The following is a 22,876-nucleotide window of genomic DNA, read 5'->3' as shown; positions in this document are numbered from 1 at the left end:
TGTCGGCAGCCTCTAACGACAACAACGGCATTAAAGAGCGTACCGGTTTCCGTCTGGAACGCCGCGTAGCGGCCTACGGGCGTCAACTGGGGCGCGGCAATGGCTTCCTGGCTACCATCGGCGCCATTTCACCGTTTGTCGGCCTGTTCGGCACCGTGTGGGGCATCATGAACAGCTTCATCGGCATTGCCCATTCGCAAACCACCAACCTGGCGGTCGTTGCTCCGGGTATTGCGGAAGCTCTGCTGGCCACCGCGCTCGGTCTGGTTGCGGCCATTCCGGCGGTGGTAATCTACAACATCTTTGCTCGCGTTATCGGCGGCCACCGTGCTCAAGTGGGCGATGTGGCGGCGCAGGTGCTGCTGCTGTTGGGCCGCGATCTGGATCTGGCGGCTTCGGCCGATGCCAAACGTTCGCAGCATGCGCACCAACTGCGGGTGGGGTGAGTTATGGCGATGCGCTTAAATGAAGATCTGGACGACAGCGGCGAACTGCATGAAATCAACGTGACGCCGTTTATCGACGTCATGCTGGTGCTGTTGATCATCTTTATGGTGGCTGCGCCGCTGGCAACGGTAGATATTCGTGTCGATCTACCCGCTTCTTCCGCTAAACCGCAGCCGCGTCCGGAAAAACCGGTGTTCCTGTCGGTGAAGGCAGACAAGCAGCTGTACGTGGGCGATGAACCGGTGGCGGCGGAACAACTGACGGCGGTGCTGGATCAACGCACGCAGGCGAATAAAGAAACCACCATCTTCTTCCAGGCGGACAAGACCGTAGATTATGAAACGCTGATGAGCGTGATGGATACGCTACGCAAAGCCGGCTACCTGAAAGTGGGGCTGGTGGGAATGGAAGGCGTGGCCAAGTAACGCTTAACGTCACGGTAAAATATCAAAAGGGGCTTATGATTAGCCCCTTTGTCTTATCTAGATACCAACCTGAAAATTCCTACGCTACTCACTGATTGCGCTTCAATAGCCTGAATGGTGCCTGTGGTATTCCGGCATTGAACATTTCTTGCAGAAATTCTGGCATGCTTCAATTGATAATGATACTCTTTATCAATTGAGTGTATTCAAGAATGGCATAGAGACTAATTAGCATTAATTGCAAAATTTGGGGGCGTGATGCGGGAAGGGGAAAGCGGTATTGCTGAGAGAAAACTGTTTATGACATTAGCTGTTGGGCTATGTCCCTTGTTTTTGCTTTTCTGTTACTTTAAATTAAACCCAACTGCCCAACTATTTGAACTTGGCGTTGAGATAACCAAAATTCACCCGATAAATATATCCTCTGATAATATTTTATTAAGTTCAGTCTTAGGGTTGTATTGCAAGTTAGCGTTATTTTTTGCCTTTTACTTTGTCATTAAATACAGAAATCATCTAAGGCTTAAGCTTAGTGGCGTCGGTTTGTATTCGATAATAGTCAGGTTTGTTCTCTTTTCTATCGTTTACGCTATATATATTTATATGTTTATTTTTTGCTCACTTGATGTATCACATGGAAACAGACTACTTAAATTTTTATCTTCTAATGATTATTTTCTTTTTGTCTATTACGTGATTACTTTTACTGGGATATATTTATTTACTTCACTTTTCCTATGGTTTTTGGTGAGATTCCCATCAGAGTACGCAGCCCTACGATAAGAGCGCCGGGCTTTATATCAATTTAATAAATCAATGATTTTATTGTTCAGTGTTTCGGCAAGTGAAGCGTCAATAAAAGATGACGCAATGCTAATTACCAGGATGGCGGCTATTACTGGTAATACAGACATTGAAAATAAAGAGAGTATTCCAGTCACTATTGCCAAGGCAACACTAGACGCTACTCCACTCAACACCATAGCTTCCACCGCTAACATCAGTGGCTTCCAGTTTCCAGATTCGTAGCCCTCTATGCTTTTTTCGCGTATTTTCTCAGCCTTAATCACCAGGTCTGCGACTTTAAAGAATCGGCCAAAATTACTGAGCTTGTTTGCCATGTCGTTAACGTTCGTATATCTCCATGCCTGAATAAGAGCATCTCTGTCTCCCTTGTTGATTTTCATACCTGGGTTTGACATTGTTTTATTTAAAGATGCCATTGCATCATCAAAATTTCTTATTCTCTTTCCTTGGAAGTTTTTAATGTTATTCGCAATTTCATCAGCTGCAAGTTGGTAATTTTTACCCAAACGTTTACTAATCCCTTCTGCTGAACTGGAAACAATGGTGGAAATGTTCAGCAAAAACGCTTTTTCTGCTTTGGCCTTTGCCTCCTGTTGTTTTTTAAGTGCCTCTTTAAATGTGCCTTTATTCATTCCACCAAATTGAGCAAATCGAGTCATGTATACTTTTTTGGCTAAAGGCATATTACCTTTGCTCAATGCACTTCTGAGTTCTTTATAATCTTTTCCATTCTTTATATAGGGACAGTTTTTCTGTCCGCAGCGCAGGCAAATATTATTGTCTAATAACTTCTTGGTTTGGTCAGATACTGAGTTATCACCTGCAGGCCAAACAATCATTAGATCGCCAGAGTCAATACCTGTTGTAGGCCAACCCCATGCGCCACCGTCCCATGCTAGCCCCGGTTCTGGAGCTACTCCATTATTCCAACTGTAGGGATCGTAGCCAACAATTTCGTCAATCATATGAGTTCCTCTTCTTGTTCACAATTAGGGTGAGTTCTGTATATGTGTTTATATACAGTATTGAGAATGATATTCGTTTCTAGTGGGCAACTCAATTAATGATAATGATTCTCAGTTGTGCCGTAACTGACACAAAACTGACAAGTGTTGGCTTTGCCAGCTATCCTCGCAGCTCCCTGATGTGCCGCCTTTTGCATAATCCTCGATAGCCATATTCGCCATTCTTCCGCTTAAAAAACATCCCGCCAGAAGTATGGAGAAATTGTGAATTTACGCTTTCCTGCGTTTAACTAGTAATGATTATCATTACAATTCGCAATTACAAAAATGGTTACAATTATTATTAACTACTTTAAATAAAAGGGATTATTGCGATGGTTATACCGAAAAAAAACAGACTGCGGCCTGGTGCGATCCTGCTGGCGGGGCTGTTCAGTAGCGGTGGGATGGCGGCAGAGGAAGTCCCGGTAGAGGACAACGAAACCATGGTGGTGCGTGCCACCGCAGCGGAGGAACTGAAACAACAGCCAGGGGTTTCGATTATCACCGCCGAGGATATACGCAAAACGCCACCGGTCAACGACCTCTCCGACATCATCCGCAGAATGCCCGGCGTAAACCTTACTGGCAATAGCGCCAGCGGTAGCCGAGGTAATAATCGGCAGATTGATATACGAGGAATGGGGCCCGAAAACACCTTGATCCTGATCGACGGAGTTCCGGCAACCTCACGTGATTCAGTGCGTTATAGCTGGCGTGGCGAAAGGGATACCCGTGGCGATACCAACTGGGTGCCCGCGGAAATGGTTGAGCGCATTGAGGTGTTACGTGGCCCGGCCGCAGCCCGCTATGGCTCAGGTGCTGCAGGCGGGGTGGTTAATATCATTACCAAACGTCCAACCAAAGACTGGCATGGCACGCTCTCGCTGTTTACCAACCAGCCAGAAAACAACAAGGAAGGGGCGACCAATCGCGCCAACTTCAGCTTAAGCGGCCCGCTGGTCAGTGACGTGCTGACCATGCGCCTGTTCGGTAACCTCAATAAAACCGATGCCGATGCTTATGACATCAACACCCAGCAGAACGGTTCCAATGCCGCAGGGCGTGAAGGCGTCAGAAACAAAGATATCAATGCCTCACTCTCCTGGAAAATAGACCCGCAGCAGATCCTCGACTTTGACTATGCCTACAGCCGCCAGGGCAATATCTACGCGGGCGATACCCAATACAGCAATGGCAATCTCAGCCCTGGTGGTCTGGTGGCTTCGCTGTACGGCCAGGAAACTAACCGCCTGTATCGCCAGAGCTACGGCATTACCCATAATGGCATCTGGGATTGGGGCCAATCCCGGCTGAACTTTAACTATGAGAAAACCAACAATACCCGTCTGGCGGAGGGTACAACTGGCCGCATTGAGGGGATGATCAACGACGATACTTACAACACCAGCCGGCTGGAGAATTATCGCACCGGCGGTGAGCTGAATATCCCGCTGGATCTGCTGTTTGAGCAGAACGTTACGCTGGGTGCCGAGTGGAACCGTGAAAAGCTCAACGATCCGGCCTCCATGCAGATGACCGACTCCAGTGGCATCATCATCGGCGGCGTCTCTGGCGATCCCTCCGAGCGCAGCGCTAAAAATAGCGCCGACATCAGTTCACTTTATTTTGAGGATAACATCGAGCCTCTGGCGGGAACCTTTGTGATCCCTGGGCTGCGCTTCGACTATCACAATAAATATGGCGCTAACTGGAGCCCTAGCCTGAACATTTCGCAGGAGCTCGGCGAGTATTTCAAACTGAAGGCCGGTATTGCCCGAGCCTTTAAAGCGCCAAACCTGTACCAGTCCAGCGAAGGCTATCTGTTATCCACCCGTGGTAACGGGTGCCCGAAGGACATAGTTTCAGGCAGTTGCTATCTGCTGGGGAATAACGATCTGGATCCGGAAACCAGCGTTAACAAAGAGATCGGCCTGGAATTTACCTGGGCGGGTTACGATGCGGGTATTACCTATTTCCGCAACGACTATAAAAACAAGATCGTGGCGGGCACCGAGATTGTTGGCCATGCCTCTAACGGTTACAACATCTTGCGTTGGGAAAACAGCGGTAAAGCGCTGGTCGAAGGGTTGGAGGGCAACCTGGTGGTGCCGTTGGTTGAGGATATGCTCACCTGGCGCACTAACGCGACCTATATGATCACCTCCGAAAACAAGGATACCGGGAATCCTCTGTCGGTGATCCCCAAGTACACGGTGAATACCCTGCTGGATTATCAGGTCACCGATAAGCTCTCCACCAACCTGAATTGGACGATGTATGGCCGGCAAAAGCCGCGCGAATATGCGGAGATCCGTAACGAAGCTGGCACGCTTGCCACTCAGGAAGTCGGGGCTTATTCGGTGGTAGGCATTGGCGTCAATTACGATCTGATGAAGGATCTGAGCCTGAAAACCGGCGTCACCAACCTGTTCGACAAGCAGATCTACCGTGAAAACGAAGGGGCTTCGACCTACAACGAACCGGGCCGGGCCTATTACGCGGGCCTGACCCTGTCGTTCTAATCGCTGCTGGTATTACGTATCCCCTCTGGCGAGGGGATATCATTAGCCGCGAGCATGTGCCGCAGCACGGGTGATTTGCTCATCGGAAGGGCGCACCCCGGTATACAACACAAACTGCTCCAACGCCTGTAAGGCGATCACTTCGGCACCGGTCACCACCTGCAAACCCTGCTCACGGGCATAGCGGATCAGCGGGGTTTCTGCCGGTAAAGCCACCACGTCGAAGGCGATTTTCGCAGCCTTGATCGTGGCCGGTTCAAAGGCCAACTGCTCGGCTTCGCTTCCGCCCGCCATGCCGATCGGCGTGACGTTAATCACCATCTCAACCTGTAAATCTCCGACTTCTGGTTGCCACTGATAGCCATACTGCGCTGCCAGTGCCTGGCCCGCCTGCGGATTGCGGGCAATGATATAACCTTTCTTGAACCCGGCATCGCGCAGGGCGGCGGTCACCGCTTTGGCCATACCGCCGCTGCCACGTAGGGCAAATGAGGTGGTCGGGGGGATCTGGTATTTCGCCAGCAGTTTGGCGATGGCGATATAGTCGGTGTTATAGGCCCGCAGGAAACCGTCGTCGTTGACGATGGTATTGACTGACTCAATTGCCGTGGCCGACGCATCCAGCTCATCAAGGAACGGAATACAGCTCTCCTTGAACGGCATGGAAACCGCACAGCCGCGAATACCCAAAGCACGCACGCCGCCGACCGCTGCCTGAATATCTTTGGTGGTGAACGCCTTATAGATGAAGTTCAGATCCAGTTCCTGATACAGATAGTTGTGGAAACGGGTGCCGAAATTGCCTGGCCGACCGGCCAGCGACATACACAGCTGCGTATCTTTGTTGATTTCACGACTCATGGCAGGCCCTTAGCGCATTGAAAGAAGGGTCCCCACCGGCTGGCAAGCATCCGGCGGGGATAATCGGTTCAGCTTACGCCAAAAGACGGGTTATTGAGCACAAATTTTTCCCCTCACCCCAACCCTCTCCCAAAGGGCGAGGGAGCAGTCCGGAGCGCGTGGTTTGATGTGGCTTAATGATCTTGGACACCGAATAAGGGTGACAAACTTCCCTGATACAAAAGAGGTGTCCAATGAAAGGCAGACGTACTTTTTCTGCGGAATTCAAATGTGAGGCTGCAAGCCTTGTTCTCGACAGAGGCTACTCAATTGCCCAAGCCTGCGAAGCAATGGGGGTGGGTAGCACGGCTATGCAGCGTTGGGTACACCAGCTAAGCAGTGAACGAGGTGGAGTGGCACCAACGACAGGAAAATTGTGATTGGACTATGCCAACCCCCAATGGCAGCTACTACCGCCTGCTACATGAACTGTTTGGTGATATGGGGATGGCACCGGCGATCAGCGTCACCTGTGAGACCTTTATGGCCTGTACCAGCCTGGTGGCGCAGAGTGATTTCGTCAGCATTCTGTCGGTCGATGTGATCTCCGATCCTATTTTAGGCCGCCACCTGGTAGCACTGGAATTGGACGAGGCCTTACCGCAGGCTACCTTCTACCTGATCCAACGAAAGGATACGACGCTCACGCCGATGGGCGCCTACCTGGCCCGTCTGTTCAGACAGCATTGCCGGTAGTGGCCGATCGGCGGAACTTTTGGGGCTTTTAGCGGCGGATGCAGATGAGCAACGGATTAGAAAATCCTTTCAGAATAATGGCATTTTTATCTAATGCCATGATCTTGGAGTGAAACTCAATACCCGGAGTTTGCGGTAACACTCTGTTCTCCCATAGGTCCGTTGGCGTATTATCCACGGGATGGCTCTCCGTATGGGTAAAGACGAGTTTGTTCACGTTTTCCAGCTCGGACGGGGCGATGGTAAAGAAGACCGTCCTTCTCAGGATATAGCTATGCCCCTGATTCTTGATCGAGCCGGAAAATTTTATACTCCCTTCATGCTGCGAAATAAATATGACGTCGACATGGGTGTTAACCTCAACGCCGTCACCATCACGGACTTTGAGATGTGCAAACATCTGAGCATCACAATGGAACGGTTTGCGAGAGGCATATTGATAGACATAAAAAAGAATGGCGCATAGGCTAATAATCAGCAGCAGGGCTACGGCGAATTTTTTCATGCTATTACTCTACTGTTTTGTAATTTAAACAATTTTTATACCTGGTGGCGTCAATTTTACTGCAGGCGGCGAGTAGCCGAACTCTGAGACGGTCGTTGTCAGGGTGCGCTTCGGCATAAAAAACATCCAGGTCTTCCCGCGAACAATCTATCCCTTCTTCTGTCATCTCCTTGATTATTTTAGCCGTATAATCTTTATCTGGCTTGTTATCGTTCAAGTTATAGATACTGCATTTGTCATGCGTCACCAGGAAGCTGATGCTCTCTTTTTTGGTGTGTATCAGCGTGGTCATGCCGATCAGCGTGGTCAATAACAGTAACAGGGCCAGCACGAAAGAGAGCATGCGGTGCTTTTTTAACGATAGATAGAGTGAGCCACGATCCTTTGGCTCGCCGATTTCTGCTGGCGCGTCGTTGGTGGAAATCTTTACCCCTTGATTAATCGTGGGTATCTCATGGCTCGGTGCAGGCTCGGCGATAGCTTTTTGTATCGGATGGATCTCCGCGTCCATTCTAAAACCGACACGGGGTACGGTAAAAATAATATCCTTACTAATCCCGAGGTTAGTGAATGCCTTTCTTAGCTCACTAATATGATTATTCAGGCTGGCATTGGACGGTGAAAAGCCATAGTCCTCCCACACGTTTTTCAGGATGTCATCACGCTCCAGGTTAACCCTGTTGTTACTGATCAATTCACTGAGTAGCCGAGTCGCCGGTTTTGATAATTCAATAGACTGTTGAATGTCATTCTTAAGCGTCAAAACTCTGCTGTCAGGATCAAAGATAACATTCAAGTTTATTATATATTTCATGATAATAGTCCAACGTCCTTGGTACTCGCGATTAACGGCGCTCAATAATAAGAATAGTCTTATCAATTTAGTTTGGGTGGGAATTTAGTTGGAACTTACCCCCTCCGTCAACCTTTGTCTCAACTATTTTTTTACCGATAATAATGAGTTGAATTTAAGATAGTGTTACCTGCTGTTTATCGGTCTTTTTTTGAGCCATTAAAAATTAAATGCTAATTTTTACGTAATTTAAGATATTTAAAACTAAATAATGGCTGTTATTTGGTGTTATTTTGCTTTTCTGGCCCCCGATCTCTAGCATTGAGGCCGTCGTCAACATTTATTTTCGGCATATGGAAACGCCAAGGAACGTTGGGTCCCTTAACAACGGCGTAAAAGATAAAATTTACAACATAAAGGATGCAGTAAATGAAACTGAACAAAATCATGATGGTTGCGGTTGTCGCTTTTGGCATGTCTTCTTTGGCGCACGCAGCAAAAGATCAAGGGCATGGTAAAGTGGTGTTTACCGGCTCTATTATTGATGCGCCTTGTTCTATTGCTGGTAATGGCGAACAGACGGTGGAACTGGGGCAGATTTCTAACGTGCTGCTGAAAAACGGCGGTCAATCTACGGCGCGTGATTTCAAGATTGAGCTGGAAGGCTGCGAAATCAGTGACGGTGTTGATGCCAAGAACAAAGTAACCGTTTCTTTCAATGGTGAAGTTGGGGCTGTTGCAGATCGCCTGGGAACAGGGCTGGGAGCCAGCATCGTGATTACGGATGTTAATGGCCCTATCAAGCTGGCTACGGCATCCAAACCTCAGTTGCTGCAGAATGGCGATAATACCCTGAACTTTGCTGCCTACCTGCAGGGTGACGGTGCTTCTGCCACTATCACCGAAGGGGCATTCTCGACAACAGCTAACTTTACCTTAGCCTACCAATAATCGCTTAGGCCATCATTGGTATAGCCTACCTGGGCATGCGGAGTTATCCGTATGCTCTTTCGTGGACTCGGTATGGCGTTAAGGATAGCGACTATGCGAAGAATGATTCATATTATTGTCGTGCTTTCCTGCATGCTTATCGCGTTGCCCTTTACCGCCATAGCGGGATCTTCCGTGCGGAATATGGTGTTTATCAATATGGAAGGATCCATTATTGATGCTGCCTGTACGATTGCGGTCGAAAGCCGTGACCAAACCGTTAATATGGGTGTGGTGCCGTTAAACGATATTATTCGTGACGGTCATGGGCAAGGTAAATCCTTTACGGTTAAGCTGCTCGATTGTGAGTTGGATCGCCCTGGCCTATCATTCCTTAACAAGAAATCTTTTCGAATAACCTTTGATGGCGATGCAGAGGGCGACCTGTTTTCCGTACAGGGGATGGCGTCTGGGATAGCGCTGCGGCTCCACGATGCTCTGGGTAATATTGTTAAACCTGGGCAACCCTTGCTGTTGCAGCACGATTTCTCACAGAGTACGAATCTGAATTACACCTCAACGTTGGTTGCAAATAACCAGATATTTAAAGCGGGGGAATATTTCTCTGCGGTGCGGTTTACATTGGATTACTTCTGACCCTAATGAATAAACGGCCATAATGAGGAAGTATTAATAAAAAGGTTAGGGACATGAAATTATCACCTGCTGGGAGGCTGGCACGTTTTCAGGTGCTTGGTGTGTGTATTTCAATGGCGTTGAGTGCAATACCAATAGTGGTATTGGCTGCCGAGGAAATTCAGTTTAATACAGATGTGCTAGATGTGAATGACCGTAAAAATATCGATTTGAGTCAATTTTCCCGTGGTGGATTTATCATGCCGGGCACCTACGGCATGGTGGTACATATCAATAGGGACGATCTGCCGGAGCAACCGGTAGCGTTTTATGTGCCGCAAGAGGATCCGAACGGTAGTCGTGCCTGTGTCAGCAAAGCCTTAGTGGCGCAGTTGGGGCTGAAAGAGGGAATGATCAAGGATCTCAGCTGGTGGCATCAGGGCGAGTGCCTGGATGAGGCTAGCCTGAAGGGCATGGAGGTGCGTGGGGATTTATCGACCTCGGCACTGTATCTGAGCATCCCCCAGGCCTACCTGGAGTATACCGCTGATAACTGGGATCCGCCGTCACGCTGGGAGCAGGGTATCCCAGGCCTGCTGTTGGACTACAACCTTAACGCGCAAAGCCGGAAACAGTTGAAGCAAGGGGGCCGAAGTAACAGCTTGAGCGGCAATGGCATCACGGGGGCGAACTTGGGTTCCTGGCGTCTACGGGCTGACTGGCAACTTAACGTCCAGCATCAGAGTGGCGAAAGTTCGTCTACGTACCGGCAGTTGGACTGGACTCGCTATTACGCCTACCGCGCTATTGTGGCACTGCGTTCAAAGCTGACAATAGGCGAGAGCTACCTGGATTCAGGGATGTTCGACAGCTTCCGCTTTAGCGGTGCCAGCCTGATCTCGGACGATAATATGTTGCCGCCGAACCTGCGCGGCTACGCGCCGGAAGTGACCGGAGTGGCGAGAACCAACGCCAAGGTGACTGTCAGCCAACAGGGGCGAGTGTTGTATCAGACCCAGGTGGCAGCAGGGCCGTTCCGTATCCAGGATATCAGTGATGCAGTGACCGGAGAACTGAACGTACGGCTGGAAGAGCAGGATGGTAGCGTGCAGGAGTTTATCCTCAACACCGCCAGCATTCCGTACCTGACTCGTCCAGGAGCTGTGCGCTTCAAGTTGGCGGCGGGTAAACCTTCGGACTGGAAACATAAAACCAGTGGCCCGCTATTTGGCAGTGGGGAGCTTTCCTGGGGGGTGAGCAACGGCTGGTCGTTGTATGGCGGTGCCCTGGTGGGGGGGATTATAATGCGCTTTCGCTGGGTATTGGGCGCGACCTGATGGCGTTTGGTGCGTTGTCGTTTGATATCACCCAGTCAAGAGCACGCTTACCACGGCAGGATGACACGCTCAGCGGTGGGTCTTATCGCCTTAGCTATTCGAAGAACTTCGATGATTACGATAGCCAGGTGACCTTTGCTGGCTACCGCTTCTCTGAGCGGGACTTTATGAGCATGAGCGAGTACCTGGATGCCCGTGTGGACGGTAGGCGCCTGGGCAACGGTAAAGAGATGTACACCATTACCTTCAACAAGCAGTTCCGTGACTGGGGGGTGAGCACTTACCTCAACTATGACCATGAGACCTATTGGGATAGACCCGCCAACGACCGTTATAGCCTGACCTTGTCACGTACCTTTGATATTGGCCGTTTCCGCAACCTTAATCTGTCGTTGACGGCGTTCCGCAATCAGTACAACGGCAACAGCGATGATGGGGCTTATCTGTCACTGTCCTTGCCGTGGGGCGACAAATCGACGGTGAGTTACAACGCCACGGTGAACCGTGATGAGTCTACCCATCGGGTGGGATATTACGACCGGGTGGATGAACACAATAACTATCATCTGAACGTGGGCAGCTCGCGTAGAGGAGCCAACCTGAGTGGCTTCTACAACCATGAAGGGGATATGGCCAAAGTGAGCGCCAACGCCAGCTATCAACAAGACCGTTATAGTGCGTTAGGCATGTACGCCCAAGGGGGCATGACGCTGACGGCGGAAGGTGGAGCGTTGCACCGAGCAGGTGTAGCAGGGGGCACCCGGATGCTGATTGATACCAACGGGGTGGCTGGAGTACCGGTACGCGGCTATGGCAGCACCAGCAATACCAACTGGTGGGGTAAAGCGGTGATCGGTGATGTCAACAGCTACTATCGCAACCAGGCGCAAATTGATCTCAATACGCTGGGCGACAACGTTGAGGCGACCAAATCGGTGGTACAGGCGACGTTGACAGAAGGGGCGATTGGCTACCGCCAGTTTGAGGTGATTGCCGGTGAGAAAGCGATGGCGGTGATCAAACTGGCTGACGGAAGCGAACCGCCGTTTGGTGCCACGGTAATGAATACCCGTCGGCAAGAAACCGGGATAGTCAACGACGGCGGCAGCGTCTATCTAAGCGGTATTAACGCCGGGGAAAACATGATGGTGCACTGGGGCGGTGATCCACAGTGCGAGGTACGGATGCCCTCCCCGCTGCCTGCGAACATGTTGATGAGCACGCTGCTGCTGCCCTGTCGTCCGGTTAGCCCGTCAGCAGACTGAGGGGAACACCCCGATAACCCTTTAACAGCGCCACTATGGCCGGGAAATAGAGAATGCAAAGTAACCAAACTATCAAACAGCCCCGTGGTATCACGGCGAAGTGGACCATGATCGGCGTTGTCCTACTGGGAGCATTAGGCGTGCAGCAGGCCCAGGCGGCTATCGCGCTGGATCGTACCCGGGTGATTTTTGATGGCAGCCAGAACTCGCTCAGCCTAAATGTCAGCAACCAGAACAAACAGTTGCCGTATCTGGCACAGGGCTGGATTGAGGATGAGCAGGGCAACAAGATCCAAACCCCGCTCACCGTACTGCCGCCGTTACAGCGCATCGAACCGGGTAAAGCGAGCCAGGTGAAGATCCAGGCGCTGCCAGCGGCCAAGCTGTTACCACAGGATCGCGAGTCGATTTACTACTTCAACCTGCGAGAGATCCCGCCGAAGACTAACAAGGCAAACACGCTGCAAATTGCGCTACAGACGCGGGTCAAACTGTTCTATCGCCCAGGGGCCATTGCCATGGATAGCAATGCGGCCCCGCCACAGGAGCAACTGACGCTGACGAAGCAGGGGGACAAATACATGGTCAATAACCCGACGCCGTATTACGTCACCATTGTGGATGCGAGCAACAAAAAGAACGGTGAGGGGGTAAAGGATTTTGAACCCTTGATGGTCCCGCCGAAAGCCGCTTTACCGCTGACGGTCAGTGCCGCCAGCGTAGGTAATAGCCCGGTACTGACTTACGTCAACGACTATGGCGGGCGTCCACAGCTGAGCTTTAGCTGTGATAGCAGCCGTTGCACCGTGGTAGTGATGCCAAAGAACAAAGCGTTATAAGAGCCGGACTATCGTTGTTGAATAAAGGCGTGGCCAAAGAGAAAAACAGTGACAACGAATAAGGCCCTATCCCAGCGCAGGCTGATGGATTAACTGGATGGTGTGATGACCGATGAGGACGGGGAAATGAAGGAACGTCAAAGATGGCTCTGCTGCTTGTTTGGGGCGCTGGTCTGGTTCCCGTGGTTGGCCAAGGCGGCAACGGTTACGGTCAAGGTCACGGTCACGAAACCGCCTGCCTGTGTGCTCAATGATAACCAACCGATCGTTGTGCAGTTCAATGAAGTGATGACGACCCGAGTGGACGGTAATAACTACCGCCAGCGGGTTATCTATACCTTGTCCTGCGGCAGCGACTCGGCGAATGCTATGAAGATACGGATTAAGCAGGAGCCTGGAGCCAGTTTTGACAGCAACGTGTTGCGGACCAATAAAACGGGGCTGGGGATTGCCTTGCTACAGGGGGGGAATCGCCGTGCTATCAACAGCTGGCTGAATTTTACTTATCCGAATATGCCGCTGCTGGAGGTGGTGCCGGTCAAACAGGCTGGGGTCAAACTTAGCGGTGGGGTCTTCACGGCAGGGGCGACGCTGGAAATGGCGTATCAGTAAATGGGAACGGAACATGAGCAGAGCATTAATCATGCAAGGGCTAGTGCTGGCCAGCGTTTTGGTAATCCATCCTGGGTCACGGGCGGAGAGCGTCTATATGGCGTTTAGCGGAACGCTGATTGAACCCCCGCCATGCACCATCAATAACGGTGGGCAGGTAGAGGTGCCGTTTGGCGAACAGATTGGCATCAACTCGGTTGACGGTGTCAACCATCGTAAGGTGATTAATTACCAGATCACCTGTGATAAAGGTTCCGGCAGCAGTTGGGCGCTGACCCTGACCCTGAGCAGCGACAAGGTTGCCGTGTTTGATCCGCAGGCGTTGGGCAGCAACCGGGACAACCTGGGAATTCGGGTGTACCAGAACAATGAACTGTTTACGCCTGGCAGCACGTTGAAGGTGGATTTGAACAATCCGCCGCGCCTGGAAGCGGTGCTGGTGAAGAAGAGCGGCACGATCCTGACGCAAGGGACGTTTGAGGCCCTGGCGACCTTGAAAGCGGATTATCAGTAGGGAGATGAACATGAAACGCATCATCGGCAAGTGTTACGGGGTAACCCGGCGCAGCGCCTGGGTCAGTGCCCTGTTCCTGCTGCTGGGGCCAGCCAGCGTTGCTACTGCGGCAGATAATGTGCGCTTTTATGGAGCTTTGGTGGCCGAACCCTGTGTTATCACCCCGGGGCAGGAAGAGATCTCGTTGGATTTTGGCACCATTGTGGACAAGACGCTGTACCAGCATCAACGCACGGCGGGGCAAAGGTTTGAGCTGCATCTGGCGAAGTGTGACCTGAGTTTGGGCAAGACGGTAACGGTCCGTTTCATGAATCAGGCAGAAAGCCTGTTGCTTCCAGGCTTACTGGCACCGGACAGCGGTGGCCAGGCGAAAGGGATCGCGATTGGGCTGGAAACGCTGGATGCCACACCCCTGCCAATTAATCAGGCCAGTGGGAAATACACGTTGCAGGCCGGCAGCAATATCATTGTGTTAAAGGCTTATGTACAGGGCGAAGCGAAGGCGATCGCCAATAAAACCATTGAGCGCGGCCCCTTCAGCGCGACGGCTACCTTTAGACTCGATTATGAATGATAAGGAGGGACATCATGAAAAAATACTGGATGTACGTCTGCGCTATGGCGAGTTTTTTTGCGTTAGCCCCGTTGGCGATGGCTTATCATCTAGGAAATGGTTATTTTAGTAACACCAGTATTGACATGAAGTATCAGGTAGAAAATGGGCGAGTAAAGATAGAGTCTATAACATTGGGGGATTGGATGCCCAATGACAACTACCCCTGCGAGGCTATGTTAAAACAATATGGTCGTGGTGGCACTTTTAAGACCTGCATTTTAATGCGAAGTATTAAAGGTGCTGTTACAGAACACAGGTATACCAACGTAAAGGATTTGACCAGGGCTCAACTTGTTGCTTTTTTAACAACAACCGGAGATGTCGGGGCTGCAAGTTCTGATCGTTTCACCTATTTTACTCTAGGGATAACTACTAGCCGGGTGTCGCATGGGTCCTATATTCCGAGTAATTTCAATAGCGAAGCGGGGATCATTCCGCCGGTGGAGCCGCCGCCGCCGCCATTAAGCTGCAATATCGGTAGCGGTACCATAAATCATCAAGTGGCCAGCACGAGTGTTGACCGCGATAGTGCCAGTACGACGGTCTCTGTTAGCTGCACCGGCTCTACCACCGTGCGGGTACGAGCTCTAAATTACAATCCCAATAATGGTGGAGTGACGCTTAACGGTCCTGATACGCTTAAGTCGCTTATTGCTATTGACAATACATCTGCTGAAATTGGGACCGTGAAGCGTGTGGACTACTACAGAAACTTTACCGTTAGCTCTGAGTTACGGAGCGCAGCTAAGGAAATTGCCGGGGGCGAATATAGTGGCTCGCTGATTATTGTAGTGACTACGGAATGAAGGTGTGTTTATTGATTTATGTTATTGACAATGGCCATGAAGAATGACGCCGTTATTTAACTCTATGTTAAGAGATTTCGCCATGATCCTCCGCTACTGAAGAAAGCGTACGATTTTTTTTCGAGTGATGAGCCGTTTTTATATGAGCGGCGCTGAATTTTCGCCTGTTCGATAGTTGGATTTTTACAATGAAGATGCGTGCTTCCAGCGGAGAAATGCTGAACAGATTGACTCGGCAGCTAAAATGAATAACGTGGTGTCAGCGCCATCCATAGAGAATAGTTGGGGCTGCTGTTCCTCTACTACGCTGTCAGTGGCGGCGCATGGCTTAAAACCGACGGCACGGATTTCTGCAACGTGCGGTATTAAAACAGGTTGGATTATGAATATTTCAGTAACCCGGTTTTTGCTATTTTTTATACTTTCTTTTATTTTTCCTTACTCAGTAAACTCTTATAGTGAGGCTATTTTAGCCAGCGGAGGGAAACTTGAATGGAAAGAGGTGGATGGAAAGGTGTATATCATAACCAATACGGTCACTGTCACAAACATAGGCGGACCAGTGCCCTGTCCAAAACCAGGATGTGTGATGTTTATCGAATCCGGGAGCCAGGATATAATTGGTGGCCGCGAGCTTCCTCCTAAGACTACCCTGGCTGAAATGCAAGAATTAATTTCTGCTTTGCAGGGCCAAACCATTTATAGAGCTGGCCCTAGTCTTTGTTTCGCTATCTTCATTGGCCTTACTATTAGCGAATTCCCCAGAAATTGCAGCAGAAACCCTAGTGCTGGTGTCCCCCCAAAGGAACCAGATCCCCCGGTTACACCACCAGTCACCTGCAATATCGGTAGCGGTACCATAAATCATCAAGTGACCAGCACGGGTGTTGACCGCGATAGTGCCAGTACTACGGTCTCTGTTAGCTGCACCGGATCTACCACCGTGCGGGTACAAGCTCTAAATTACTATCCCAATAATGGTGGAGTGACGCTTAACGGCCCTGATACGTTTAAGTCGCTTATTGCTATTGACAATACATCTGCTGAAATTGGGAGCGTGAAGCGTGTGGACTACTACAGAAACTTTACCGTTAGCTCTGAGTTACGGAGTGCGGCTAAGGAAATTGCCGGGGGCGAATATAGTGGCTCGCTGATTATTGTAGTGACTACGCTATGAGGGTGTGTTTATTGATTTATGTTATTGACAATGGCCATGAAGAATGACGCCGTTACTTAACTCTATGTTAAGAGATTTCACCATGATCCTCCACGACTGAAGAAAGCGTACGCTTTTTTTTCGAGTGATGAGCCGTTTTTATATGAGCGGCGCTAAATTTTCGCCTGTTCGATAGTTGGATTTTTACCATGAAGTTACGTTTGCGATCTGATCCCAGACTTTTTGGGTTTTTCTTTTTATTTTTTGTTATAGCAACGAACTATTACATTCCAACTCCGGGTGGGCGTGGCGTTTCATTATCGATCAATTTGTTCGCCATTATTGCGGTGGCACTGCTGTTTTTTGCACTTTGGTGGGGGACGCTGTCGCATCGCGCGATAATTTTTACGCCAGCGTTGCGCCTGGGTGTTTTAGGGGGCGGAGTATTGGCCCTTCCGCTGCTGTATACGCCATCAGCCTGGTTACCCGAAGCCGGATGGCGGGTTGGGGGGCTGATGGTGGGTATGTTGTTTTACTTCTCCTGCCTGCAAATACGCTATACCCGTAGCACGCTGCATCGCCTGTGCTGGGCTCTGTTGCTGCTGATTGCCATACAGGCGCTACTGGCGTTATTGCAGTTGTTTTCACCTGGCTTGGCCTGGGTGCCGGTATATGGCAATCGCGTGTATGGCATTTTCCGGCAGCCTAACGTATTGGCGAGCTTTATCGCCAGCGGGTTGGCATTAGCGTTGATGTTGCTGTTATTGCCGGGCTGGGTACTGGTACAGGCGCGCTATGAGCGCTGTCGTCAGCTCATCCTGGCTGGGGTGTTGCTGGTGTTGTCTGCCTTGCTGGTATGGAACCAGTCCCGTGCGGGCTGGCTGGGGGGGATTGCTGTCGCGCTACTCTTCCTCTGGTGTTTCGGGCGGCGGGTTCCTCAACGCAGCGCATTGGCTTGCGGCATGATGGTGCTTGGTGTTGGTGTCGGCCTCGGTGTTTTATGGTTTGCGGATGTAGCGGTAGTGGTGGATCACGAGGGGAGCAACCATGCGCGTTGGAGCATGTTGCGTGACACGCTGTTGATGATTAGCGAACAACCCTGGCTGGGCTGGGGCTACGGGGGCTACGAGTACAGTTTCCAGCATTTCCGTATTAACCAGATGCCACCGACGGTGTTGACCGAGATCGCCCGTCACCCGCACAACGAAATTCTGTTGTGGGTGGCCGAAGGCGGCCTGATAGCTCTGCTGGGCGTAGTGTTGATACTGGCTGCGGGTCTGCGTGTGGTACGGCAGGCCGTCCACCATGATCGTGCAGCCTTTGCCACTGGGGGACGGTCGGCCGGGTTGGCGACGTCATTGTGTATCGCGATGGTGCCTATCGCTATCCACAGCCAACTGGAATACCCGTTCTATTTGTCTACCCAGCATTATCTGCTGTTGTTGCTGTTGCTGGCAATCGCCGATCGGCTGGGTGGTGGGGTGACACAACGGCGAACCTTGCCCCTTGTCATTGGAATTACGGCATCCAGGGCAATGGCGATATTGGCCCTCATCATTGCACTGGTCATGGGGTTCTCCCTGTCGGGTGCCATGGTGCTCAATCAGGCTGAGCGCCAGGGTTTGGTGGATATCGAGCCGTTGAAGCACATGTCTCCTTTCGAGGCGTGGATCCATCAAGAACGCAAGATTTTCGATGAACAGGTTCATGCTCTGCTGACCTATAACCACAGCCGGGACGAGCGGCTATTAGAAGGCTACCGTTTGTGGGCGCAAAGCTATTTGCAGCGGCGTATCGACAAGAATGTTTATGCCAGCCTGATTCAGATATTGCGCCATCAGCGGCAGTTTGCGTTGGCTGAGCAGTACCGTCGGGATGCGGTACGTCTGTTTCCCAAAGATGCGCGCTTCCAGGGAATAAATGCTGAACGGATTGACTCGGCAGCTAAAAAATAAGGATATAAAATGAAATCGCATATTTTCGTCGCCATTCAGGATAGCAACCGCTTTTTTGCCTTGGGGATACAATATATCTTGCAGGCCTACTTCCAGGAGAAAGGCTGCACCTGGAGCTTGGTGCCGGCGGCATCTGAGATAGCGATCGATCTGATGGTTTTGGCCAAACCCGCTGGCTGGGCAAAGCAGCCCTGTCGACTCTGGGAAATACCGGGGAGCACGCTGCTTGGAACCATTGTAGTACGGGAAAATATCATTGATCGTGCCAAATCAGCAAAACCTTCCGAGGGGGAGCTCAATGTATTGGGCCGTAGGGAAAAGCCTGATGCGTTGATGTGCCTGTTAGAGGAGATGTATTGTCAGGCATGCCTTCAGCCTTGGGAATCAGAAAAGCAAAGTACCGATCGCTATCTGCAACTGACTCCACGTGAGCGGCAGGTTTTGCAGTGGATCCGCCGGGAATTAACGCCCAATCAGATTGCTAATAGGTTGTCGCTAAGCGTCAAGACCGTCAGTACCCATAAACTCACGGCCATGCGCAAACTGGGCTTCAAGCGCAGTAGCGAATTGTATTACTGGTTGCTGCAAGGGGGCTTGGGGCAGGACAGGGGTCTGTGATAAACACATTACCGGGGCCTGTACGGCAGACCCCGGAGATTACAGACATTCCATGCCGGTTTGTTTTCGACGTATTGTTTTTTCGCCATGCTTACGACACTATCTCAGGCAAAATTCACTCGGGATGAGAGTGAACACTGGAGATAAGTAAGGACATCGATGAAAAAACTGATAGTAGCCGCGGTGGTCTCTGCCATCTCCGGTACCAGCCCATTGGCCCTGGCCTCTTCCGATGAAACCGGCTGCCGCTGGAGCGACTATTGCGCAATGAGCGGTGTGCCCTACCTGGCTGCCGATAATGATACCTGCGTCAATCTACTGATGTTGGCGGCGGGAATGCGTAATTTGCCCGTGGCGTTGTCGTCATTGCCACAGGATATCAGCCGCAATAGAGGATACACGTTTGGCATATTCCCTGGTGAAGCAGCGCCTGAAACCGATCAGGCCACCACACCAGGCCAAACAGCCGTGCCGCAGGAAGATCCACTCGATGCGCTAGCATTAAGCTTAGGGATTAAACCGTCGGGGTTAACCGGTTTTTCCGCCGAATATGAAGGCCGCTGGATCTCCAATAATCCTTTGTCACTCAGCCAATTCTTCCAGGCCCTGCTGGCCGACCCGCAGTTAGATCAGGCCGAACGCGACCTGCTGGCGTTGCGCCGGGCCAAAATTTACCGCGGTGAGGCACAACCAGAGCACTTTTTACCGCTGATGGCGAGCTATGCTGAAGGTTCTCATGCGGCGGCGTTCAGAGATTACCTCACCAGTGCGGAACAGTTTTATCAGGGGCAGTTTGCCGATGCGGATACCGGGTTCCAACGGTTAAAAGAGTCGGACCAACAATGGGTGGCCGAAACGGCCGCTTATATGTTGTTCCGCGTCGCCTTGAACCAGATCACTGAAAATGCCACGGATCAGTACGGCATGTTCGATCCGCAGCGCGCTAATAAAGACGCTGGCGCTCAGGCATTGCAACGGGCACAGGCCTATCTGGCCGCTTACCCCAAAGGCGAATATGTGGATTCCGTGCAGGGGTTGCAGCGCCGGGTGAATTGGTATCTGTCCGACTGGCCACGTCTGGCGCAGCTGTATGAAAGCGAGGTCGCCGCCGCCACCGATATCACTACGCTTGGTGCGATGATTGATGAAGGGGATCAAATCCTGCTGAGCCGCAACATTCCTTACGACAGCGCAGAACAGCCTTTTGTCAGCAGTGCCGATGCTCCGTTGCTGACCTTCACCCAGACCATGAAGTGGCTGCGCAAATACAATCTCGATAACCCGTCGATGCCGAAAGTGAGCGATGAGTTGCTGCAGGGGTACAAACCCATGTTTGTTGCCGCCAATCAGTTGCCGCTCTGGGAATATATGCATAATGCCTGGCTGTTCTATCAGCAAAAGGATTATGCCGCGGTCACCAAGGCGATCCAGCCAGCAGCACAGCTGGCCGCGAACGATCTTATTGCGTTCAGCCAGCAGATCCTCTACGGCGATGCCCTGGTGATGCAGGAAAATTGGCCGGGTGCCGAAGCCCATTGGCGTCATCTGCTCGGCCTGAAGCTTGCCCCTTATCAGCAACAGTATCTGCAGCTGATGTTGGCCACCGCCCTGGTGCATGAAAATAAAACCGCTGCTATTTTTGCCCCAGACAGCCCAATCAATAACCTGCGTTACCGCTCATTGGTGCTCAAAAGCCTGGCCGACAAAGCGTTGCTGCAACAGCAAGCCGCTGGCGCGCCTAACGATGAAGAAAAGACCCTCGCTCTGCATACGCTGTTGTTTAAGGATCTGATGATAGGCGACTATCAGGGGTTTATTGACGACAGCCAACTGAAAAAAAACATCAAGCAGACGCCTGACCCACAGGTATTTGGCGATGTCGCACTCAGCGTTTTCGATTGGGATGGCAGTCAGACCGAGCCTGGTTATTTCTGTGCTTCACTAGACGCTAACGTTGCCGTATTGGCGAAGAACAAGACCGATCCGCACGCGATGAATTGTGTGGCAGAGTTCTTGCATACCACCTTTGCCGATATCAGCACCGAAGCGGAAATAGGAGCCAATGAACAGCTGGATGACCTGGCAGGGGCCGAACTGAGTAAAGATAAAGCGCACGGCAGATTAAAATATTATCAGCAAGTGATCGCCGATCCCAAGGCCGAGCCGGAAGATAAAACCTATGCGCTGTACCGGGCGGTGATGTGTTTCTCTCCTTCCGGCTACAACAGCTGCGATCGGCAGGAGATCTCGCAAAAAAACCGCCAACGCTGGTTTAACCTGTTGAAGAGCCAGTATAAAGGTAACCAGTGGGAACAGAAGCTCAAATACTATTGGTGATGCGGTTATTGCTGCTACTGTGGTTGCCGATCTCTGCAACCACAGTAGCGGCGGATAACGCCGCTGGTAGGTATGTGAATGCGCATGATTACCGCGCGTTCTGGCTTTGGTCTGGCGTCTGGCCGCAGCCTGCGCTGCAGCAGGCCGATCTGCTCTATCTCCATCAGGGTGAAATTATCACTGGGCGTCAGGGCGCTTATTTCCAAAAAATGGGGCTGCCGCTGAGCAAGCTCCAGGCACCCGCCGTCTGGATCACCGTACGTGTTGCTACTCTGGACATGTCCGAGGAGGTATTGGCTTCGGCGCTACGTTTACCAGCCCGATGGGCTGCGGCAGGTAACCGGGTTGTAGGGCTACAAATCGATTTTGATGCGGCAACCTATCAATTGGATAAGTACGCAGAGTTTCTCAATAAGCTGCGCGGTCGATTACCCAAAGAATATGCTTTGGGGGTTACTGGCCTGCTCGATTGGGCAAAGACCGGCAACGTCGGCCAGTTGAATGCGTTGCCAATCGATGAGTTGGTGATCCAAACCTACCAGGGGCGGCGCACGGTCACGGAGTATGAACGCTATCTCCCCGCGCTGCTTAAGCTACAAATCCCTTTCAAAATCGGTCTGGTGCAGCAGGGCGACTGGAACTCCGAGTGGCAACGGCGGCTGGCCGTCTCGCCTTATTATCGCGGTGAGGTGGTGTTTTTGTTGAATACGAGCCTATAGTTATTAATTTTATGCAAGTATATCAATTGGATAACCATATTATTTGCTTATGCTAGTATGCAGAACTTAACTGGTCTAAAATAGGTATGAATCGAACGATTTATACCTATTTGAACGACTGAGGAGATTGCCATGATTAGCTTTACGGCCAACCAGGCCAAAACCCAGTTTGGCGAGATGATAACTAAAGCTCAGCGTGAGCCGATCAGCATCACCAAAAACGGTAAACCTTCCGTAGTGGTTATGTCTGTTGAGGATTACAACGAGTTTGAGGCGTTGAAACTGCAAAGCTTGCGCGCCAAGCTTGCGCGCTCCATTACTCAGGCAGAGGCTGGCCAGTTGCATGAGGGTGATCAGGTATTTGACGAGTTGATGAAGGATCTCTAATGGCTAACTACAAACTGACTGACGATGCGCGAGAGGATTTGCGCGAA

General features: G+C 51.1%; 22 protein-coding genes and 2 pseudogenes. 20 read left to right on the top strand and 4 right to left on the bottom strand.

Going from position 1 to position 22,876, the window contains the following annotated elements; translation table 11 throughout:
- From exbB to cui, 3 genes are all read left to right on the top strand, one after another.
- Positions 1-446: tonB-system energizer ExbB (gene exbB, locus ACLQ7H_RS05875; RefSeq protein WP_411751868.1), on the top strand; the 446-nt coding region annotated here is incomplete at its 5' end.
- 3 nt (positions 447-449) lie between these two features.
- Positions 450-872 (top strand): TonB system transport protein ExbD, encoded by a 423-nt coding sequence (gene exbD / locus ACLQ7H_RS05870; RefSeq protein ID WP_411751867.1) that lies wholly within the window; start codon positions 450-452, stop codon positions 870-872.
- 258 nt (positions 873-1,130) lie between these two features.
- Positions 1,131-1,655 (top strand): colicin immunity protein Cui, encoded by a 525-nt coding sequence (cui, locus tag ACLQ7H_RS05865; protein WP_411751866.1) that lies wholly within the window; start codon positions 1,131-1,133, stop codon positions 1,653-1,655.
- A 17-nt stretch (positions 1,656-1,672) separates the two neighbouring features.
- Here the strand turns inward: cui and ACLQ7H_RS05860 are convergent, their stop codons facing one another.
- A complete protein-coding gene (locus tag ACLQ7H_RS05860) occupies positions 1,673-2,644 on the bottom strand; it encodes a colicin-like pore-forming protein (protein ID WP_411751865.1) in 972 nt (323 codons plus the stop codon).
- Positions 2,645-3,018: 374 nt separating this feature from the next.
- On the opposite strand from ACLQ7H_RS05860, the gene ACLQ7H_RS05855 reads away from it, so the two are divergent.
- Positions 3,019-5,208, top strand: a complete 2,190-nt coding sequence (locus tag ACLQ7H_RS05855) for a TonB-dependent siderophore receptor (protein WP_411751864.1) — start codon at positions 3,019-3,021, stop codon at positions 5,206-5,208.
- 42 nt (positions 5,209-5,250) lie between these two features.
- On the opposite strand, the gene ACLQ7H_RS05850 is transcribed toward ACLQ7H_RS05855, so the two are convergent.
- Complete coding sequence (locus tag ACLQ7H_RS05850; RefSeq protein ID WP_411751863.1) at positions 5,251-6,069, bottom strand: shikimate 5-dehydrogenase; 819 nt, start codon at positions 6,067-6,069, stop codon at positions 5,251-5,253.
- 233 nt (positions 6,070-6,302) lie between these two features.
- Here ACLQ7H_RS05850 and ACLQ7H_RS05845 point away from each other — a divergent pair, with 233 nt between their 5' ends.
- Positions 6,303-6,488 (top strand): transposase, encoded by a 186-nt coding sequence (locus ACLQ7H_RS05845; RefSeq protein ID WP_411751862.1) that lies wholly within the window; start codon positions 6,303-6,305, stop codon positions 6,486-6,488.
- Positions 6,478-6,804, top strand: a pseudogene (locus ACLQ7H_RS05840) (LysR substrate-binding domain-containing protein); the annotation flags it as partial. The gene ACLQ7H_RS05845 and the pseudogene ACLQ7H_RS05840, both read left to right, overlap by 11 nt.
- Before the next feature lie 28 nt (positions 6,805-6,832).
- Here ACLQ7H_RS05840 and ACLQ7H_RS05835 read toward each other — a convergent pair.
- A complete protein-coding gene (locus ACLQ7H_RS05835; protein WP_411751861.1) occupies positions 6,833-7,309 on the bottom strand; it encodes a hypothetical protein in 477 nt (158 codons plus the stop codon).
- Between the two features lie 4 nt (positions 7,310-7,313).
- Entirely contained in the window at positions 7,314-8,123 is an 810-nt protein-coding gene (locus ACLQ7H_RS05830; RefSeq protein ID WP_411751860.1) for a winged helix-turn-helix domain-containing protein, read from the bottom strand.
- 408 nt (positions 8,124-8,531) lie between these two features.
- Here ACLQ7H_RS05830 and ACLQ7H_RS05825 point away from each other — a divergent pair, with 408 nt between their 5' ends.
- The 14 genes and pseudogenes from ACLQ7H_RS05825 (at position 8,532) to ACLQ7H_RS05760 (ending at position 22,829) form a co-directional block, all read left to right on the top strand.
- Positions 8,532-9,053, top strand: a complete 522-nt coding sequence (locus ACLQ7H_RS05825; protein WP_411751859.1) for a fimbrial protein — start codon at positions 8,532-8,534, stop codon at positions 9,051-9,053.
- Between the two features lie 93 nt (positions 9,054-9,146).
- The gene (locus ACLQ7H_RS05820) at positions 9,147-9,689 is read left to right on the top strand and encodes a fimbrial protein (protein WP_411751858.1); all 543 of its coding nucleotides are present in this window, start codon (positions 9,147-9,149) and stop codon (positions 9,687-9,689) included.
- Between the two features lie 53 nt (positions 9,690-9,742).
- Positions 9,743-12,270, top strand: a pseudogene (locus ACLQ7H_RS05815) (outer membrane usher protein).
- 107 nt (positions 12,271-12,377) lie between these two features.
- On the top strand, positions 12,378-13,109 hold the full coding sequence (locus ACLQ7H_RS05810; protein WP_411751869.1) for a fimbria/pilus periplasmic chaperone: 732 nt from the start codon (positions 12,378-12,380) through the stop codon (positions 13,107-13,109).
- Between the two features lie 105 nt (positions 13,110-13,214).
- The gene (locus tag ACLQ7H_RS05805; protein WP_411751857.1) at positions 13,215-13,721 is read left to right on the top strand and encodes a fimbrial protein; all 507 of its coding nucleotides are present in this window, start codon (positions 13,215-13,217) and stop codon (positions 13,719-13,721) included.
- Between the two features lie 13 nt (positions 13,722-13,734).
- Positions 13,735-14,235 carry a fimbrial protein gene (locus ACLQ7H_RS05800; protein WP_411751856.1) on the top strand — a complete coding sequence of 167 codons (501 nt, stop codon included), beginning with the start codon at positions 13,735-13,737 and terminating at the stop codon, positions 14,233-14,235.
- 10 nt (positions 14,236-14,245) lie between these two features.
- On the top strand, positions 14,246-14,809 hold the full coding sequence (locus tag ACLQ7H_RS05795; RefSeq protein WP_411751855.1) for a fimbrial protein: 564 nt from the start codon (positions 14,246-14,248) through the stop codon (positions 14,807-14,809).
- 14 nt (positions 14,810-14,823) lie between these two features.
- On the top strand, positions 14,824-15,657 hold the full coding sequence (locus tag ACLQ7H_RS05790) for a hypothetical protein (RefSeq protein WP_411751854.1): 834 nt from the start codon (positions 14,824-14,826) through the stop codon (positions 15,655-15,657).
- Between the two features lie 244 nt (positions 15,658-15,901).
- Positions 15,902-16,834 (top strand): hypothetical protein, encoded by a 933-nt coding sequence (locus ACLQ7H_RS05785; RefSeq protein WP_411751853.1) that lies wholly within the window; start codon positions 15,902-15,904, stop codon positions 16,832-16,834.
- Between the two features lie 308 nt (positions 16,835-17,142).
- Positions 17,143-18,768 (top strand): O-antigen ligase family protein, encoded by a 1,626-nt coding sequence (locus tag ACLQ7H_RS05780; RefSeq protein WP_411751852.1) that lies wholly within the window; start codon positions 17,143-17,145, stop codon positions 18,766-18,768.
- A 9-nt stretch (positions 18,769-18,777) separates the two neighbouring features.
- Entirely contained in the window at positions 18,778-19,386 is a 609-nt protein-coding gene (locus ACLQ7H_RS05775; protein ID WP_411751851.1) for a response regulator transcription factor, read from the top strand.
- 159 nt (positions 19,387-19,545) lie between these two features.
- Positions 19,546-21,723, top strand: coding sequence for a hypothetical protein (locus tag ACLQ7H_RS05770; RefSeq protein ID WP_411751850.1), 2,178 nt, complete (start codon positions 19,546-19,548; stop codon positions 21,721-21,723).
- Complete coding sequence (locus tag ACLQ7H_RS05765; protein WP_411751849.1) at positions 21,693-22,442, top strand: DUF3142 domain-containing protein; 750 nt, start codon at positions 21,693-21,695, stop codon at positions 22,440-22,442. The genes ACLQ7H_RS05770 and ACLQ7H_RS05765 overlap by 31 nt, the downstream gene beginning before the upstream one ends.
- Positions 22,443-22,574: 132 nt before the next feature.
- Positions 22,575-22,829, top strand: coding sequence for a type II toxin-antitoxin system Phd/YefM family antitoxin (locus ACLQ7H_RS05760; RefSeq protein ID WP_021179555.1), 255 nt, complete (start codon positions 22,575-22,577; stop codon positions 22,827-22,829).
- Positions 22,830-22,876 lie beyond the last annotated feature (47 nt).

This window comes from Serratia sp. (in: enterobacteria) (assembly GCF_046715635.1).
Classification (GTDB): Bacteria; Pseudomonadota; Gammaproteobacteria; order Enterobacterales; family Enterobacteriaceae; genus Chania.
The sequence above is the reverse complement of the archived record's forward strand: the minus strand, read 5'-3'. Positions and strand labels throughout refer to the sequence as shown.